This window comes from Metamycoplasma auris 15026 (assembly GCF_000367765.1).
GTDB lineage: Bacteria > Bacillota_I > Bacilli_A > Mycoplasmatales > Metamycoplasmataceae > Metamycoplasma > Metamycoplasma auris_A.
Genome location: NZ_AORI01000011.1, coordinates 1 through 18653 on the forward strand (window position 1 = coordinate 1; position 18653 = coordinate 18653).

At 28.1% G+C, this 18653-nt stretch carries 18 protein-coding genes and 6 tRNA genes; 14 read left to right on the top strand and 10 right to left on the bottom strand.

What is annotated here, in order from left to right:
• Positions 1-220 precede the first annotated feature (220 nt).
• From MAU_RS01835 to MAU_RS01880, 9 genes are all read right to left on the bottom strand, one after another.
• Positions 221-772, bottom strand: a complete 552-nt coding sequence (locus MAU_RS01835; RefSeq protein WP_004424603.1) for a variable surface lipoprotein — start codon at positions 770-772, stop codon at positions 221-223.
• Between the two features lie 377 nt (positions 773-1149).
• Positions 1150-1416 carry a 30S ribosomal protein S15 gene (gene rpsO, locus MAU_RS01845; protein WP_004424606.1) on the bottom strand — a complete coding sequence of 89 codons (267 nt, stop codon included), beginning with the start codon at positions 1414-1416 and terminating at the stop codon, positions 1150-1152.
• 162 nt (positions 1417-1578) lie between these two features.
• Positions 1579-1655 (bottom strand) — tRNA-Ile (locus MAU_RS01850).
• Between the two features lie 48 nt (positions 1656-1703).
• Positions 1704-2102, bottom strand: a complete 399-nt coding sequence (gene rpsI, locus MAU_RS01855) for a 30S ribosomal protein S9 (RefSeq protein ID WP_004424608.1) — start codon at positions 2100-2102, stop codon at positions 1704-1706.
• Complete coding sequence (gene rplM, locus MAU_RS01860) at positions 2102-2536, bottom strand: 50S ribosomal protein L13 (RefSeq protein WP_004424612.1); 435 nt, start codon at positions 2534-2536, stop codon at positions 2102-2104. Before rplM ends, rpsI begins: the two co-directional genes overlap by 1 nt.
• 90 nt (positions 2537-2626) lie before the next feature.
• Positions 2627-3289: a 16S rRNA (uracil(1498)-N(3))-methyltransferase gene (locus tag MAU_RS01865; protein ID WP_004424615.1), complete on the bottom strand. Its 663-nt coding sequence runs from the start codon at positions 3287-3289 to the stop codon at positions 2627-2629.
• A gap of 90 nt (positions 3290-3379) precedes the next feature.
• Entirely contained in the window at positions 3380-4501 is a 1122-nt protein-coding gene (gene ftsZ, locus MAU_RS01870; protein WP_004424618.1) for a cell division protein FtsZ, read from the bottom strand.
• Between the two features lie 462 nt (positions 4502-4963).
• Positions 4964-5878, bottom strand: coding sequence for a 16S rRNA (cytosine(1402)-N(4))-methyltransferase RsmH (gene rsmH, locus MAU_RS01875; protein ID WP_052000278.1), 915 nt, complete (start codon positions 5876-5878; stop codon positions 4964-4966).
• Positions 5872-6312 (bottom strand): division/cell wall cluster transcriptional repressor MraZ, encoded by a 441-nt coding sequence (locus tag MAU_RS01880; RefSeq protein ID WP_004424623.1) that lies wholly within the window; start codon positions 6310-6312, stop codon positions 5872-5874. The genes rsmH and MAU_RS01880 overlap by 7 nt, the downstream gene beginning before the upstream one ends.
• Before the next feature lie 97 nt (positions 6313-6409).
• Here MAU_RS01880 and MAU_RS01885 point away from each other — a divergent pair.
• From MAU_RS01885 to MAU_RS01905, 5 genes are all read left to right on the top strand, one after another.
• Positions 6410-6485: transfer RNA gene (locus MAU_RS01885), tRNA-Thr, on the top strand.
• A 115-nt stretch (positions 6486-6600) separates the two neighbouring features.
• Positions 6601-6675: transfer RNA gene (locus MAU_RS01890), tRNA-Asn, on the top strand.
• A 4-nt stretch (positions 6676-6679) separates the two neighbouring features.
• Positions 6680-6755, top strand: a tRNA-Glu gene (locus tag MAU_RS01895).
• Between the two features lie 3 nt (positions 6756-6758).
• A tRNA-Val gene (locus tag MAU_RS01900) sits at positions 6759-6834 on the top strand.
• Positions 6835-7094: 260 nt separating this feature from the next.
• On the top strand, positions 7095-8180 hold the full coding sequence (locus tag MAU_RS01905) for a M42 family metallopeptidase (protein ID WP_004424627.1): 1086 nt from the start codon (positions 7095-7097) through the stop codon (positions 8178-8180).
• An 84-nt stretch (positions 8181-8264) separates the two neighbouring features.
• Here MAU_RS01905 and MAU_RS01910 read toward each other — a convergent pair whose 3' ends face one another.
• Entirely contained in the window at positions 8265-8750 is a 486-nt protein-coding gene (locus tag MAU_RS01910; protein WP_004424631.1) for a dUTP diphosphatase, read from the bottom strand.
• 279 nt (positions 8751-9029) lie between these two features.
• Here MAU_RS01910 and MAU_RS01915 point away from each other — a divergent pair, with 279 nt between their 5' ends.
• The 9 genes from MAU_RS01915 to MAU_RS01955 all read left to right on the top strand — a co-directional run bounded on the left by MAU_RS01915 (position 9030) and on the right by MAU_RS01955 (position 18585).
• Positions 9030-9644 carry a hypothetical protein gene (locus tag MAU_RS01915; protein WP_004424634.1) on the top strand — a complete coding sequence of 205 codons (615 nt, stop codon included), beginning with the start codon at positions 9030-9032 and terminating at the stop codon, positions 9642-9644.
• A gap of 64 nt (positions 9645-9708) precedes the next feature.
• A tRNA-Leu gene (locus tag MAU_RS01920) sits at positions 9709-9793 on the top strand.
• Between the two features lie 144 nt (positions 9794-9937).
• A complete protein-coding gene (locus MAU_RS01925; RefSeq protein ID WP_004424637.1) occupies positions 9938-10798 on the top strand; it encodes a hypothetical protein in 861 nt (286 codons plus the stop codon).
• Positions 10799-11121: 323 nt separating this feature from the next.
• Positions 11122-13194 carry a P68 family surface lipoprotein gene (locus MAU_RS01930; RefSeq protein WP_004424639.1) on the top strand — a complete coding sequence of 691 codons (2073 nt, stop codon included), beginning with the start codon at positions 11122-11124 and terminating at the stop codon, positions 13192-13194.
• A gap of 62 nt (positions 13195-13256) precedes the next feature.
• Positions 13257-14216 carry a thermonuclease family protein gene (locus MAU_RS01935; protein ID WP_004424653.1) on the top strand — a complete coding sequence of 320 codons (960 nt, stop codon included), beginning with the start codon at positions 13257-13259 and terminating at the stop codon, positions 14214-14216.
• An 18-nt stretch (positions 14217-14234) separates the two neighbouring features.
• Entirely contained in the window at positions 14235-16391 is a 2157-nt protein-coding gene (locus MAU_RS01940; protein WP_004424657.1) for an ATP-binding cassette domain-containing protein, read from the top strand.
• On the top strand, positions 16391-17413 hold the full coding sequence (locus tag MAU_RS01945) for a carbohydrate ABC transporter permease (RefSeq protein WP_004424661.1): 1023 nt from the start codon (positions 16391-16393) through the stop codon (positions 17411-17413). The genes MAU_RS01940 and MAU_RS01945 overlap by 1 nt, the downstream gene beginning before the upstream one ends.
• Positions 17355-18389 carry a carbohydrate ABC transporter permease gene (locus MAU_RS01950; protein ID WP_004424664.1) on the top strand — a complete coding sequence of 345 codons (1035 nt, stop codon included), beginning with the start codon at positions 17355-17357 and terminating at the stop codon, positions 18387-18389. Before MAU_RS01945 ends, MAU_RS01950 begins: the two co-directional genes overlap by 59 nt.
• A 4-nt stretch (positions 18390-18393) precedes the next feature.
• Positions 18394-18585 carry a hypothetical protein gene (locus MAU_RS01955; RefSeq protein WP_004424666.1) on the top strand — a complete coding sequence of 64 codons (192 nt, stop codon included), beginning with the start codon at positions 18394-18396 and terminating at the stop codon, positions 18583-18585.
• Positions 18586-18653: the final 68 nt, after the last annotated feature.

The following is an 18653-nucleotide window of genomic DNA, read 5'->3' on the forward strand; positions in this document are numbered from 1 at the left end:
GAATTATTTATTATTCGAATAATGCAATTAAAATAAATATTAGATTGGCCTTAGTTTGAATAAAACATCTAATATTTCCTTAGAAAATTAGTAAGAAAATAGCAGACAAATAAATAAGGGTCTGCTATTTTTATAAGTCATATATTAAAGGTTTTGTTTTAGTTTATTTATATATGACATTTATATTGAAAATATTTAATCTACGAATCTTTAATTATTGTTATGATCTAGTTGATGATACCGTTGCTGCTGGTTCTGTTGATGATGATGATGAACTTCGGTCTAAACCTTCTCAGATTTTTTCTCAATCTCCGGCTTTTCTTAGATCTTCTTCAGTAAGTTTTCCATAGTTATTTTTAACAGCTTCATCAACTGCTTCAGAATTCTTTGTAACTAAATTGGCTGTTTCTTCAAGTCTTTCTTCTTCTAGTTGGTTTTCCTCAGCTCCTAATCAACTAAAGTCTCCAAGACCTTGTCAAAATGCATATTCTTTATCAGCTCTTGTGTTTTTAGGTCTTGGAGCACTTCCTAAACTAGGAGCATCCCCTTGAGGTCTTTCTGCTGGTTGACCAGTTAATGTATTAGCAGCTGTTGAAGAATTACTTGAATCTGTTGTTGTCCCTTCTGATGTATTTGTTTTGGTAGTAGATTCAGCTTTCTTAGTTTTATCTTTAGAGTCTTTGTCTTTATCACATGATGCAGCAATTAAAGGTAAAGCTGCTAGTGAAGACACTGAACCTAAAGCTAATAGTAGTTTGTTAATCTTTTTCATATATGTTTTCCTAAATTTATTTTTTAAATATCAATTTTTTATATGTATTTTTAAATAGAGAGGGATAACAATTTAAAACTAAATATAAATTTTGTAAATTTAAAAATACCCCAGGATCCAAATAAAAGGAAGCAGGGCTTCAATTTACAAAAACTATTTTATCTTTTTTTTTTTTTTGGAATTTAGCCTTAATTCATTGACAAGAGATTGCATTTTCTAAGAAAAGATTGCGAAAAAGATTGATTTTCATGAAGGAAACTAAATTATTTGATTTCTTTAAAAAGACTAGAAAACAAAGAAAAAGCAGAGTAATTTTTGTAAATAAAAAATCCAAGCTATATTTCTAACTTGGATTTTTGTTACTATTTTTTTGCTTATTATTTTCTTATATTTAAAGCTTTAATAGTTGATTGATACAAAGTGTAATCTTCTTCTTTTAGGTGGTTTAATAGCGCTTTACGGTGATTAACTTTTGCCATAAAACCACGCATTGAGTGAAGATCTTTTTTATTAACTGCAAAGTGTTTTTTTAAAGATTCAATATCTTCAGTTAAAATAGCAATTTGAACTGGTAGGTATCCTGTATCCTTAGGATTTCTTCCAAATTCTTTTACTAACTCTGCTTTTCTTTGTTTTGAAACCATGAATTAACCTTTCATAACCTAGCAATAATCTTAATTATTACCAAGGAATAATTTTTAATCTTATATAGTATAACATTTTTATTTTTATAAGATGCATTTTCATAAACTTTAGATTTATAAAAAAACACGCGACTGCGTGTTTTAAAGGCCAAATTAATGAAATGGTGCGAACAAATGGACTTGAACCATCGACCTCACGATTATCAGTCGTGTGCTCTAACCAACTGAGCTATGCTCGCATTTATACAAATATGTGTAAAAACACATATAAGTATATCATAAAATTTTTAACGCTTTGAAAATTGTCTTGCTCTTCTTGCTTTTCTTAGACCAAATTTCTTACGTTCTTTAACACGGGCGTCTCTTGTTAAGAAACCAGCATCTTTTAGTTTGTTACGGAATTCGTTATTTGAAGCTTCTAATAAAGCTCTGGCAATTCCTAATCTAATTGCTCCTGCTTGTCCTGTTAAACCACCACCATTAACATTTACAAAGATATCAAATTGGTTAACTGTTTCAGTTACACTAAAAGGACTTTTTGCATCTTTTAATAGAATCGCAGAATTTAAATATTGAGCAGCTTCTTTGCCATTGATTACAAAGTTTCCTTTACCAGGAATTAAATAAACTCTAGCAACAGAAGTTTTACGACGACCTAAACCATAGTATCTAACTTTATCTGCCATTATTTAACCTCGATTGTAATTGGTTGTTGACTTACTTGCTTGTGGTCTGCGTTTGCATAAACATATAAGTTTTTAAATTGTTTACGACCTAATTTAGTGTGTGGTAACATTCCTCTAACTGCTTTTTCTACTAAAGCTTCTGGTTTTTTAGCTCTTAAATCAGCAGCGGTAATTTGTTTTAATCCACCAGGATATCCAGTGTGGTGGTAGTAAATTTTCTTTTCATCTTTTTTAGCTGTTAAAAGAACATCTTTTGCATTGATAACAACTACATTGTCGCCCATGTCAACATTTGGTGTAAATGTTGGCTTATTTTTTCCTCTTAGGATTGAAGCTACAAGAGTTGAAAGTCTACCTAAAGGTACGTTGGCTGCATCGATGATGTATCATTTTTTATCAACTATTTCTTTTCTAATAATTGTCGTTTGACGCATACTTTCTTCTTTCTTATATATGTTTTAATATATTAATTTAAATTGCAATTTAAATTTATGCTTACCTATTATAATATAAGTTTTTTATTTTTAGTTAATTTTTGACAACATATAAATAATTGCAGTTTCAGCTCGCAAAATTGTTTTTGTTAAAGAAACAATATTGACATTTTTTTGCTTAGCTAAACTTATTTCTAGCTCACTAAAGCCTCCTTCAGGACCAACTATTAAAAGTGTATCTTCAAGACTTTTTGCAATTGGATTTTCTTTTTTATTTTCATAGGCTAGAATTTTGTTTTTGATATCTAAATTTATAATTTGCTCAAAAGTATGAATTTCTTTTAAAATAGGAATTTTATTTCTAAAAGATTGTTGGCAAGCTTCAAGAATAATTTTCTGAAAACGCTCATATTTGTTTTTGAGATTTAAATTTGAACTGTCAGTAAATTTTGAAATATAAGGAATAATTTGCGTAGCTCCTAATTCAGTCGCTTTTTGTAGTGCTATTTCAAAATTATTTTGTTTAATTAGAGGTATAGCAACTATTATTTCATAATCTAACTCGTTATTAATATCAAGTTTTTTTTGAATTAAAGCCTTGTTGTTATCTACCAGATTGCAAAGATAAAATTCATTTTTATAATTAATTAAAAAGTCTGCGCTTTTAATTCGAATTACTTTGAGATGCTTTTTTGTTTCTTCATCAATTAAAAAATAGTTATCAATTTTTTTATTACTAAAAAATTTGTACATAATTAAAAATTATATAAAAAAAGGAGATTGCTCTCCTTTTTGATTTAATTGTTCTAAAAATTAGATTTATCTAAAATTTCTTACATCATCTTAGTTTCTGAAGTTTTTAAAAATTAAATCATTATCATCGACATTTGAATCGTCTAGATGAGATTGTTTTATTGCTGAAGATAAACTTGTAGGAATCAAATGTTCTCGCGTTGAATCTTCACCATTATAGTTTGTTTCTTCAAGGTCACTAAAATCATCTGTGTTATTTTCTTTTTTAAAGCCAGTTGCAATGACAGAAACATAAGTTTCATCAAGTTTTTCTTGGTTTTCATTAGTTTGCATACTAACACCAAACATGATATCAATTTCTTGCCCAGCAACATTTTTTAGTTCATTGATTGCATTTTCAAAGTCTTTGATTGTGTTTTTTGTTGATGATGAAAAATATACTATTGCTTTTGTTGCCCCATGTATACTGCTTTCTAAAATTGGACTATTAATTGCTTTTGTTATTGCTTTCTTGGCTGCATCATCACCACTAGCATTCCCAATGCCAACAATTGTTTCGCCAGCATCTTTAATCAATGTCTCAAGATCGGCCAAATCAAGATTGATTAAACCAGGAATTGCTATGATACTAATGACAGTGTGAATAAATTGTTTAACAATATTATTAGCAATGTTAAAAGCTTCACTAAAATTAATTTCGCCATATTCTTCACATAATTTATCATTGGAAATAATTATGTAAGAATCAACGTGTTTTTTTAGCTCTTCGATACCTTTTAGGGCTACTTGATTTCTTTTAGTTCCTTCAAATTTAAATGGAGTTGTGACAATTGCAATAACTAAAGCGCCCTGCTCTTTAGCAATCTTGGCAATGACTGGAGAAGCACCTGTGCCAGTGCCTCCTCCCATGCCAGCAGTTATGATTACTAAATTTGCATCCTTTAGTCTTTTTTTAATCTCTTCGGCTGAATGGTCGGCTGCTTTTTTTCCAACTTCTGGATTAGCACCTGCACCAATTCCGCGATGATCGCCAAGTTGAAGAGTAACATCTTTATTGAATTTATCTAGAATTTGCTTATCAGTATTGGCAACAATAAATTCTAAACCATCAATTTTTGTATTCAAAATCTCACGAATACTATTATTTCCACCACCACCGACTCCGATGACTTTAATTTTGGCAACAGAGTTAAATTCTTCAACTGTAGACATTTAATATCCTCCATTTTTTTGCTTATATTTTGCTAAAAAATAATGAACATTGTAAAAATTTATTTTTTTATAATGTTGATCGAAATAGTACTTATTAATGGTTTAAATAAATTATAAAATTGTTAGTTTTCAACTTAAATTGAGATATTTTTTAAAATAATTACACTAATTTAGATTCTGATTTAGAACTTTAAAATGCTTTTCTAAATAGTATATGCTTATTTTATTTAGTTAATAATATATAGCTAATATAGTATAATAATACTAACTTTGGTTATTAATTAATTACAACCCTTTATCAAATTACTCAATTACTTCAAAATATTAAGCAGATATTTTGAAGTTTTTTTAAGTCTTAATTAAAAGGAAAACATTATCTAAATTACAGCTACTTTTTTAATAATGTTAAATTATAAAAACTTAAATTTAAAAGATGCAATTAATTTTTTTTTAAAAAAAGCTTTAATCTAATTTTGTAATTACTCTTAGTTTTGCACTACGGGATCTTTTATTTAATTCCAATTCGTTTTGAGAAGGGAAAAATATTTTTTGTTTCCATTTTTTTTGGGTTTGAATTGGTAATTTATTTAGTTTGGGATCAATGTAGTTTAAATCTTGGAAGAATTTTTTTACTTTAAAATCTTCTTTACTATGAAATGTAATAATTGCTAAACTTCCATTTTTGTTTAGTAATGAAGGAATTTGCTTTAATAAATCATCTAAAGCATTTAATTCATCATTAACTGCAATTCTTATTGCTTGAAAAACTTGTTTTGATGGATTTTTTTGGCGGATATATCATGCAGGAAGACTTGTTTTAATAATTTCATTCAATTCAAAAGAAGAATTAATTGGACGATTTTTGATAACAGATTTCGCAATTTCTAAAGGAAATTTTACATCACCATAGTTAGAAAAAATTCATCTAAGTTGCTCTTCGTTTCAATGATTAATTATCTGTCAAGCATCTAAGGTTGCATCTTGATCCATTCGCATATCAAGTTTGCCATCTTTTGAATAAGAAAATCCTCTTTCTATTTCATCAAGTTGTGGACTTGATACACCTAAGTCAGCTAAAATGCCATCAACTTTTTTAATATTAAGTTCTTCTAGTTTTTCAGTTAGAAACCTAAAATCACTTTTTATTAAAACAAAAGAATTGCTAATTTCTTTTAATTTTGTTTCAGATTCAGTTATTGCTTGTTTGTCTTTATCAAAACAAATTAGCATACCTGAATTATTTTTTTGAATTTTTTTTAGTATTTCAAGGCTATGACCAGCTCTGCCGAGTGTTAAATCAACATAAATCCCATTTTCTTTGATATTAAGTGAAGAAATTACTTCATCTAATAAAACAGGAATATGCTTTTTTATAATTTAACTCCGACTTCAAATAGTTTTTGAGCTAGATCATTAATACTTGTTTCGTTTTCAAATTGACTTTCTTTTGCATCATAGATTTCTTTGGCAAAGACTTCACAAATATTTCCAGCACCTATGAAAACAACGTTTTTTTTGATAGCGGCTTTTTCAGCAAGATATTTTGGTATATTGATTCTGTTGGATTTATCTGGGTTTACTAATTCTGTATTAGCAAAGATGAAACGATTCAATTCCCTAAAATCCTTATTAAGAGAGTTATTCTCTTCAAGTTTAGTTCTTAACTTTTCAAATTCATTCTTATCTCTAAGAATTAATTGTTTGTCAAACCCGATTGTTACAAAGAATTCATTACCTAATTCAGATAAGATTTTTGAAGGTATGACAACTCTATATTTGTCGTCTAAATTTCGTTCATATTTACCAAACATCGACACTTTCTCCCACTATCACTCCTATTGTACCATTTTTAAAATATGAATGGTTAAAAATTTTTTTATAAAAAAAATAAGATAAAATAATAGTTATGCTGGTTTAGCTTAGTTGGTAGAGCAATTGATTCGTAATCAATGGGTCGTAGGTTCAAATCCTATAGCCAGCACCATAACGTCGATTTTTTTGGGTTAAGTTAGTTAAAAAAATAAATAAAAGAAAAATTTTTATTTTTTTTATCAAGTCTAAATTTTTTAGTTATAATAATTAAGCATTTGTTAATGAGTGCCGACTTAGCTCAGCGGTAGAGCAGCTGGCTGTTAACCAGTTGGTCGTTGGTTCAATCCCAATAGTCGGCGCCATTATGGCCCTATGGTGAAGTGGTTAACACATATGGTTTTCATCCATACATGCGTGGGTTCGAGTCCCGCTAGGGTCACCAAATGGAGAATTAGCTCAGTTGGGAGAGCATTGCCCTTACAAGGCAAGGGTCGTGGGTTCGAGCCCCTCATTCTCCACCATTTGTCAAATGACTCAAATTTAAAAAATGCCCCTCAAAAGGCATTTTTTATTTCATTTTTAAAATAAGGCAAAAAAGATTTTCTTTAAATAAGAAGTTAGTTAATTATTTATTCATTAAATACTTTTAAAAAAACTTAGTTTTTTATTGCAATTTTATTTAAGATAAGTTATTTTCTTTCTTATTTTATTTAGTTTTTTTGTTTTGTTAAAATTTATATTAATAGTTAGATTTCAATAAATTTAAATAAAGGAATAACTTATGGATAAAAAAGAATGATTTAAAAATCGGTTAATTAAATATATGGAAATAGAAGCGATGTCACGGTATGAAGAACCAGTGGCAAATGAGTTAAAAGAAGCATTTAAAGACTTAGGATTTGAAGTTTCTAGAGATAATTTAGGTTCAATTATTTTCCTAAAAAAATCAAGCAAAAAAAATGCGCCTAAGATTATGATTGCTGCACATATGGATGAAGTGGGATTCATGGTGCGAAATATAGATAAAAAAGGACAACTGCTTTTATCTCCAATTGGTGGTATTTGACCAACTACTGTTATTGGTACAAAAGCTAAGTTAGTAACTGATACAAATAAAACTTTCTTAGGTGTTTTTGGACATACAAGTATTCATATTATGCAAGAAGCTGAGTTAGCAAAAGCAATTACTAATAATGAATTATTTGCCGATTTTGGTTTTAAATCTGAGGAAGATGCACTATCCCAAGGAGTTGGTGTTGGGGATTTAGTTTATATGTCAGGAGAAACTATATTATTTAATGATCCTAATTTATTAGGTGGCAAGGCTATGGATAATAGAGCTGGTATTACAGTGCTAGAATATGTAGCAAAAGAAGTTGCAAATAAAAATTTAGATGTTGATTTATATTTAGTTGGTACAGTGCAAGAAGAAGTGGGAACTAGAGGAGCTAGAAGTAGTGTTTCTTTAGTAAAACCTAATATTGCAATTGCACTGGATACATGTGCTTCTCATGATACACCAAATACAATTGCAGGAAATACTTCTTTATATAAAGGAGCAGCGCTAAGAATTAAAGATAGAGGCACTATGATGGATCCTAAATTAGTTAAGGAATTTCAAAAAATCTCCAAAAAATATGACATTCCAGCATATAAATTTGTCGCTATGGGCGGTGGCACTGATGCACATGAGCTACAATTTGCCAAAGGTGGCGCTGCTACACTAACAATTTCTTTACCTCAAAGATATCTTCACAGTCCTATCGGCGTATGTGCTATTTCAGATTTAATGGCAGCTGGAGATTTATTAATTAATTTCCTACAAGATTTTAATGAAGATATTTGAAACGAAATTAGATATAAATAAGTAATTAAAAATGCAGATAAATAAAATTCTTTCTTTCTGCATTTTTTATTTTTAATTTTTTATCAAAATAAGAATTACTTTTTTTTAATAATTTTCTTGAATTCGTTTGTAATTCTTTTTATTTTTTGCCATATATGACTTAATTATTTCAATCTCACTTATATCAATAAGTTGTCCTAAACCTAAATATGCTTCATAGGCTTTGGTGACATTTTCTTTATTTTTTTGGTAAATGAGATTGGAAAAAAGCTTGTAAGTATAACTAAGTTGTAGCACAAAATTCTTATATTTAATTTTGGGAGTTAGTTTTGAAGGCACAGATAAAGGATATGCAATACTAGTTAAAAAATGAATGCCATCAGCATATTCTTCTAAAATTTTTTGTCTGTCAGTTTGCTTATTTTTTTTTCAATATTTAAATGATTGCACTTCGTTAGCAAATTCCCCTAATTCAACTAAAAGAGCAATAACAATTTTTTTATCAAAAAAAGACTTTTCTTTTTCTAATATTGCATCTGCAAAGACTTTATCTAAAATTTTTTGAGCTTCAAAAACTTCTTCTAAATTCATAATTTAATATTATATGCAATATAAGTTTTTTAATAAAACAATCTTTTTATTTTTTATTCTTAAAATAAAAGCTAAAAAACTAAAAAATAAATCTTAATGATTTTTGGTATTAATTACTTCAATAACATAGCAAATTAAATCAATAAAAAACCTTGATTAAGCAATAAAAATTTTTCTTATTAGACTTAATTTAAGATGTATTTTTTTAAAAAAAGTGTATTATTTTTAACATTAAGGCAAAAAATAATGCCTTTTTTATTTTATTAGGAGTTTTATAAGATGTTTATAAATAAAAAAAGCAAAGCTTTTATTTCTTTGGGAACAATTGTTTCTTTTGCTACTTTTCCTTTAATTTCTTCTTCATGTAAGAACAAAAAAAGCAATAAAAACATGAATGATTTATTGCAAGAAAAACCAAATACAAAAGCAAATAAGGATACTAATGAATCTTTAGAAAATAAAAAGAATAATCCAGGAAGTAATGATACTAATACTAATTCCAATTATATAAAAAATATAAATCCTACAAATCCACTTGACACTGAAATATTAAAGTTTTATAATGAAATTACAAACAAATTTAATGAATTAAAAAATGATTTTGATAATTTAAAAAATTTAAGCTTTGATGCTTCAAAATATAAAGATAATAAAGATAATCTTCCAGTTGCTGTCGAAATTAAAACGAATGAAGAATTCCAAAAAGTAATTTCCCAGTTTTTTTCATATTTCTTTGAAACTTCAAATAAATATAAAGAAAAACTAAAAGCTCTACTAAACAAAGAAATACAAGAAAAAGAAGAAGAATTTGACAAACTAAAATCAGAAATCAATGGTTTTATTAGGGAAACAAAAAGCACGCTTGAATTATTTAGGAAACTAACTAAAAATTAGATTTTTTATTTAATAAGGAATTTTTTAAATATAATTTTAGATTGATTTTGATTAAATAAACAAAGCTCCAGTGGCGGAATGGCAGACGCAGTTGACTCAAAATCAACCGGTTAAGAGCCGTGCTGGTTCAAGTCCAGTCTGGAGCACCATATAATCAAAATCAAAATGATTATCTAACCTTAAAATAAAAAACAATACTTATTTCAATCAAATTTGGAATAAGTATTTTTTGTTTATAATTATGTTATTATTATTAATCTTTAAATAAAAAGGAGGCATTAAAAAGTTTTTTTATGAATAATCGAAAAATGGAATTAAAGAAACTAAAGAAGCATGAATTATATGCAAATTGATATCCAATTTTAATTCTTACAGCCATTTTTGCAACTTGGCTATTAATAATTTATATGGTTGCAATTTTTAAAAATAAATATTTTGAAAATGGTATTCTAGGGCTAACTAATGACATTATAGCTAGTGTTATAACTGGACTTATTTCAGGAATTCTAACCATTTTGTTTGCTTTTATTTTTCTTGATTTAGTTAAAAGATCCTTTATTAAAGATTATTTTAGTTATTATTGCTATTTAAATTCATTACGCAATAAAACAAAATACACCTTTTTTAAGGATTCAAAAATCCCTAAAGACTTATATTTAAAAAATGCTGAACAAATGACTAAATCCACATTTGTTTCCATTGTTGCAAGTATTTTAAATTACTCAATAATGTCCCCTCATTATAAGAATTTAATAAATGAAATTGATAGTGACTTTGCACTACATGCATTTTTAACACCTAATTTTAATAAGCAAAGAAAAGTAGCAATTTCAAAAATCGTTATTTTTGATTTAGTAATTCCTTTTTTAATCATGTCCTTCTTGTTAGCTGTTATTATTTGAATTAACAAAGAACCAATAAGAGAAAATTTAGGAAGTTCCTTAGAAATGGAAGAAGATATTTCAATTTCTGCAGTTACAAGAATCTTAATTATTCTTCTAACAACTGTTTTTTCATTAATGCTTTCAATTTCAATTTATGAATTTTATATTCTAAATAAGATTAAAAACTACAATAGTTACAATGATTTTTATTTTTTATCATTTAACAACTATGACTACAAAAAATTAAATTCATCATTGATAAAAAGATAGTAAATAATAACTGATTTTTAAACCTAGTCATTTAAATTTTTTTAGGGCTTTTTTGTAGTACAATTTCTTATGTGAATTACACATTCAAAACTCGCAAATAAAATTACACACTTTCAATTAGATTTCTAATTGAAGTGTGTTTTTGTTTAACAGTTTCCTAGCAACTTCACATTTATACAAAAGATATAAATAGTTTAGAATTTAGTTGTAAAAAAGCTAAATTAAAATAAAAGAAAATAACAATAAAAAAAGACGTAAAAGCAAACCAAACAAAACTAAAAAAAAAAAAAAAAAAAAAAAATGAAAGGTTTTTAAAACAAGCAATGAAAAAGACAAATAAGGTTTTATTATCTTTAGCAAGTATATCGATTTTAGCCACTCCTTTACTTGCTGCTGCATGTAATAGAACTGGTCAGTTTGATCAAGCAGATGATGGAATCTTAAAGATAGCTACTGGTTTTTCTGAAAGTGGTGTTCAAGGAGAAGCTTTACAAGGCGTAGTAGCTTCTTACAACGAATGATTAAAGAAAAATCCTGATAAAAAAGCTGAAGGATATTTACCAGTTCAATACGAATTCTTGCCAAATGGGTATGATACTGGGACTCTAACAAACAAATTGGCAGCTAAAGAACATAAAACGTTCTGAAATATTTTACTAAATTATCCAACTTCTGCATCAATTCTTGCTCAAAATAATATGAACCTTGCTCTTAGCAATGAAGAATTTGAAGATTTAGACCTTGCAGATGCATTTAAAAACGGGAATAAAGGAATTGGTGGTAACACAAACAACGAAAAATGAACAGTTCCTTTTGGTGTTTCATCTGAAATGAATTCCATTAACAAGATTGTTGTTGGTAAATTAGTTAGTGAATTAAAAGAAAAGGGTGTAAAAATAGACGAAAACAAGTCAACTAAATTAAAATCATACATGGAATATTATAGTAGTAAATCCAATGGTAAAAAGGGATATGTGGATGAATTTTGGAAGTCTGCAAAAGCAAGTAATGAAGAAGATGTAAAAAAAGAAATCGCAAAAATGAATCTTGATTTATCAGATGAAATTTTTAACTCATACGAAAAATTAGTTAAATTTGCAATTGCTGCTAGAAAAATGTATCCAAACGATCTATCAAAACCTATTTTAGGAATTGATTCGTTACCTACTGCAATTAATGTTATGATAGCCGCTAGAACAAAAGGTGATTTATCAAAAGGATTTATTACACCTTCTGTTGAACATGCAGTTGATGGTGGATATGATTATGGGTCATTTCAAAAATCTGGTACTCCTCAAAATAAAATATTTAGAGAACTTCTTGAAATTATCTTTGAAGGTATTGAAACAGGGGCTGTTTGAGTTGGTGGTGGAGGAGCCTTTGGTTCTAACTTATTAACAAAGCACAATATGGCTTTAAATATAGGTTCAACTGCAGGATATTCACACACATACATAAAAGAAAATAAAATTACTATTAATTATGTGGAAGATGAAAAGAATTCAATTAATTCAGGAAACCTATTTGAACTTTTAAATGGCGATGGGAAATCATTGTTTCAATTTAAAATAAACAATCATACAAATAAAATTTATTCAAATGATTATAAAGATACTGTTGGAAAGCATGACAAAAAGTTTGTCTCTAAAGAAAAAGTTGATCAAGTATTGGCAAAAGTAAAAGATAATTATAGTAAATATAAATTAGTTCGTTTAGGATATGATAGTAAAAGCAAAAAATTAGGTTCCTATCAATTAAAAGGAGACTACGCTGATAAAATTATTAGTTTAGGTTCAATTTTTGATGGAGATAAAAACGAATATTCTTTAATAGATTCAAGTATTATAAAGACCAAAGAATTAGATACAAAAGCCTTGCTAAATAAAGATGATGCTGATTGAGTTTCGGCACCACTAAAAGGCAAAGTTGATGACAAGAATTCAATATTTGTTCAAGGGCCATCATTTGTTTTAATTCATGCAAATGAACGTGAAAATAAGGCTACCAAATTATTTATTAACTGGATGTTCAAACATAAACTTGATAAAATAGACTTTGGTACAAAGAAAAAGACTGAAAGTTTTACTAATGTATCTCCAATTGATGCATTTAATATATATTCAAGTTATATATCTCCAACAAAATCATATTTTAATAATAATGACACATCAAAATTAAAATTGAATGAAGCATCAAATAAGGCATTTGAAAACTTTAAAAAAGCTATAAATTCACCTAGCGATTATCAAACTGCTGATGATGTTGCTTCAGTAAGATCTGATAAATTAAGAGATGCAATTGGCAGTGCAGGAAGACAAATTGTCAATAAAGTCGCTTCGGGGAAAAAAGTTAAACTTGATGAATTTCTAGCACAAATTGAAAAATTATTTAAATAATTAATGTTTTCAAATTAAAAAACATACACATCTAATGTGTTGTTTTTAATGAAGGATAAACTATGAAGAAAATTTGATGAGTATTAAGTACTACTCCGATTATTGCATCACCTTTTGTTGTTATTTCATGTACAAAAATAAATGATAAATATTATGATAGTCTAAGGTTAAATGATACTTTTTTTGGCATTAATAATTTAGATGAAGTTGGAAAAATTTTTGATAAAAAATATAAGGAAACTGTTATAACAGATTTAGAAACAAGAAAAGAAGAAGTCAAAGAGAGAAGTTTTTGGGAAAAATTCTTTGCAATTGAAGGTGTAGTTGATAGCGTTGTTGATGGTGATACACTATATGTAAAAGTGACAAATGGAAAATTACATAATAAGCAGCATTTTAATAATGGTGAAATCATTAAAATAAGAATTCCAATGATTGACACATTGGAGGAATATGATAAAGCTAGTCCAAAAGAAAGAGCATTAGCATCAATTGATAGTGCATTTGCAAAAAAAATGGTACCAGTTGGCACAAAAGTAAGGGTTATTACGGAAAACTGAGCAAATAAATCACACGATCGCGTTATAGGTTATGTATTCTTTGGAAATAACTTTGAAAAAGAATGAGATATTGAAATGCTAAGAAATGGGCTCGCATTGCCTAGAGTCCAAGAAAGCGCTTTTAAAAACTTTTTATTTGATTACGATGACAAAATTAAATCATCCCCTGCTTCATATTTAATTCCATATGTTGCAAAAGCATTTAATGAAGGATGATTGCAAAAAAGAGGATTTTATAAAAAAGGGGGAAATGATATTAATCTAAATGGTAAAAAGAAAAGTATCAAATTTAAAAATCCTGAAGAATTTGCAACAGCATACGAAGCACATGGTAAAGCTTTAATTAATGATGCTTATAGATTCTTTTATCCAACAGTATTACCAAAAGGTGTACACTCTATATTTAAGAATGATAAAAACAACTTTTATGAATTTTTAATTAAACAAAAAGAAAATAAATAATTAAATAAAGGAAAAATAATGGAAAAATCGAATAGTGGATTAACACAGCAAGAGATTCATGGTTTTTCAAAAGAACGTTATCATGCAAAAAAATCAATCCCTGCGATTGAAGTTAAGGATTTAGTAATTGACTTTGGTGAATCTTTAGCTGTTGATAATGCTTCTTTCACCATTGAACGTGGTGAGTTAGTTACTTTACTTGGACCATCAGGTTCAGGGAAAACTACTACTTTGAATGCAATTTCTGGTCTATTGCGTCCAACTAGTGGAAAGATCTTTTTCTCTGGTGTTGATGTAACAAAATTCTCCCCTCAACAAAGAGAATTAGGTTTAGTTTTCCAAAACTATGCTTTATATCCACATATGACTGTGTATGATAACATTGCCTTTCCTTTAATGAATGATAAACACTGAAAAGAAGAAACTATTGAAAGATCAAAATTAGCTCAACAAGAAATATTTGAAATTATTTTCAAACATTTCAATGTTGATCCTTCTTTAGTTAAGGATTCAAGAACCAAGTTATATCATTCAATTGATAATCCAAAGGAAACAAGAAATTATTTAACAGAACTAAAAACAGAATTCAATAACATAATTGATAATGAAGTAAACGAATATAACTTTATTCATACTAAAAAAACTGCCCAATTATCTGCATTAACAAAAAAAGTGTTAATGGATATTAAAGAAACCAAAAAAGAAATTAAAAGAATTGCATTAGAAGATAAAAACACAAAAGCTCAAGCTAAAAATGAAATTTCTGAACAAGAAAATTCAATTGAGATTTTAGATGAATCTAAAGATACAAAAGAATTAAAGAAAATACAAAATGAGCAATACAATGAATTAAATGCTAAATATAATCAAAAAGTTATTGAAGCAAAAGAAGCTTTAGAAAATAAAATTGCTGAAACAAAAAAACAATTGGAACTAAAACTATCAGAAACTGATTCCAAAGACCAAATTAAGGCCTTAAAAGACGCATATTTTGCAGAATACAATAAAGCTAAAATTGCATTCAACTATGAAGTTGTAGAAGCAAAAAAACAATTGTATTTAAAACTAGCAGACATTAACTTAAATTACAAAGTTAATGGTCTAAAAGATGTATATGCTGCTGAATATAATGCAACTAAATTTGAATTTAATTACAAAATCAAAGAAGCAAAAAAAGCACTACAAAATAAAATTGCAGAACAAAAAAAATCTGACCTAAATGATAAAATCAAAAAAATTGAAAATCGAATCATTTCAGTAAAAAAAGAAACAGAATCTACCTATTCTCAAACAATTAAAGAATTATTACAACCAATTTTTGATAAGAATGAAATTAATTCAACTAATACTAAAAAAGCTTTAAATGAATTAATTTTAACCTTACCAGCTGAGTTGCAAACTCAAATTAATAATTTAGCTAAAGATGTATTAACTATTGAAGAAGCAATCGTAAGAGATGTTTTAGATGTTGCTCAAAGAGTTGAAATTACAAAGAATTTATCAAAACGTCCAACTCAACTATCTGGTGGGCAACAACAACGGGTAGCTATTGCTAGAGCAATCGTTAAAAAACCTAAAATTCTTCTATTAGATGAACCTCTTTCAAACTTGGATGCAAAACTTCGGATTTCAACAAGAAAATGAATACGTTCAATTCAACAAGAACTAGGAATTACAACTGTTTTTGTTACTCATGACCAAGAAGAAGCTATGTCAATTAGTGACAAAATCATTTGTATGTCAACAGCTAAGGTACAACAAATTGGTGCTCCAATGGACTTATACCTAAAACCAAAAAATGAATTTGTTGCCAAATTCTTAGGTATGCCAGAAATGACAGTTTTTGAAACTGATGTTAAGGGCGGCTATGTTTACTATAACAAAAAGAAATTAACAAAAGCACCAGCTGGATACAAGAAAAATAAAATTAGTCTTGGATTTAGAGGGGAATCATTGGTTGAAGATGAAAATGGAATTATTAGTGGGGACATTAAATTAGTTGAATATCTAGGAAAAGAAATTCAAGCACAAATCTTTATTAAAGAAATTAACCGTGTTGCTAATGTTTTCTTAGGCGCTAAAACTAAATATGAAATTGGCGAAAATGTTAAACTAAGCATTAAAAGAGAAGAGTTGTATCATCTATTCGATATTGATACAAAGGAAAGAATTTAATGAAAACATATTTTTGAAAAAAATATCGGATTAAAAAAACTGGCGAAGCTTTAAGTATTTTAAATGCCAAAACGCCATTTTGAAAACCATTTCTTTTAATGTTACCATCATTAATCGCTTTATTTTTCATGGTTGTTATTCCATTTATCTTTGTTATTATTGGTTCATTTAGATCAAGAGTAACATTTACTACATATGGCTGATCATTTGATCACTATTGACATGCAAGCAAGGGCGGAACAGTAGGTATTCTAAATGACCCAAAATTCCAAGTTGCATTAGTTAACTCATTAGTATACGCAGTAACAGCATTACCAATTGGTTTAATGATTTCTATTCTAATTAGTACTGCCATTACTATGGTTGTAAGAAAATATGCCCAAAACTTCTGACAAACAGTATTCTTTTTACCATATATGACTGGTGCTGTTGCTGTTTCATTAACATTTACAGCCATTTTTGGTAGAGCTAATGAAGGAGCTATTGTTCCACTTCTATATAACTCATCAAGTAGATGAAATCCATTTATTGTTATTCTAATTCGGGGAGTTTGAGGAGGACTAGCATTTCAAGTTTTAATTCTAACAACTGCAATGCTATCAGTAAACCCAGATTTATATAAATCATCAGCAATCGATGGCGCATCTACTTCAAAACAATTCTTTATGATTACTCTACCATCAATCCAAAGAACACTTTCATTTCTATTTACAATTGGAATCATCAACGGAATTAAAGTCTTTCCACTAGCACTATATAACAATAATGCTACTGATGCAATTGCTGAAAATGGAAGTTCGCTATTAATTTATATCTTCCAAGCAGTTAGATTCTCAAGTGGGGACTTTGGTAGAGCAATGGCATCATCAGTGTTTCTATTTGTATTAGGTGTTACTTTATCATTCTCATTAAGAAAGTTCGTTTCATTAATCTATAAAGCAAAAATCAAATTAGGAGAAAAAAATGTTGTTAACAAGCTTAAAGCTGAGATACAAAAGAGAAAAATCAGCTTTAAAATCTAAACAGGAGTTGATGAGTAAACCTTATTCAACAACAAATGTTTTAGGCAAACTTTTTGAATGAGCATTTAAAGTAACCATCCTAACGTTTTTTAGCTTCTTAGTAATTCTTCCATTTTATTTCATGATTGAACAAGCACTAGTAGACCCAAAATTCTATGAAAACCCTGGATTTAGTATTGCTTGATGACCATTTAGTTATGAAAAATATCTTGCAGCAAATAGGGAATTTAGTGGCAATTTAGGAACAAGTTTATTCTTTTCTAACTTTAAGGGTGCAATTGAGCAAGGATATTTACAATCACTTGTATTTACAGCCGGTTTTGCTGCGCTATCTGTCATTGTTAGATTATTCTTTGCAATAACACTAGGATATGCACTTGCAATGAAAAACTGAAAAGGAAAAAACGTATTTTTCAATATCCTTCTAGCATTAATTGTGATACCTGAAATTACACTTATTTCCTTACAATATACTCTAGTATCCAAAGCTGGATGACTTGGTACTAAAAATCCATTTATCATTGTTGCTATGATTGTGCCATTTGCAACTTCAATCTTCAATGCTTATATGTATAGAGATTCTTTTGATGCAATTCCTAACTCAGTAAAAGAATCTTCCATGCTAGATGGAGCAAATGGTTTTAAATACTTCTTTAATATTGCGCTTCCAATGGTAAAAGCAACAACTTGAACAGTTATTATTCTAACAGCAATTGCCTCATGAAACTCATATACATGACCTGCTTTGCTATGAGATTCAGCTCCTGGTGAAACAGCTGGATATTATGCACCAATTAACTTATGATTGTTTACAACTGGTAGACATGAAGTTGCTCCTGGACAAATTCAAATTGTTTTATCTGTAAGAATGGCAGCTACTTTATTAGCAGTTATTCCTATGATTATTGTTTACTTTATTCTAAGAAAAAGAATAATGGCAGCAATTTCAAGAAGAGGAAGCGGAGCAAAAGGATAAGATTATGGAATACAAAGATTATAGTTCTCTAGCAACAAAAAATAAAGGCAAAAGAGTTGCAAAAAAGACAATGCGGATCTTTTGAATACTATTTACAGTAATCATTGGATTAATCACTTTAGGCTTTATGCTTTATGGGTTAATTATTGGTGTATACCAAGTATTTAATCAAGATACATTAAGACTATTTACCTAAAAAAAACTAAAAAAACTAAAAAGCAAGCATTATATGATGTTTGCTTTTTATTTCTTATTAACTTCTAA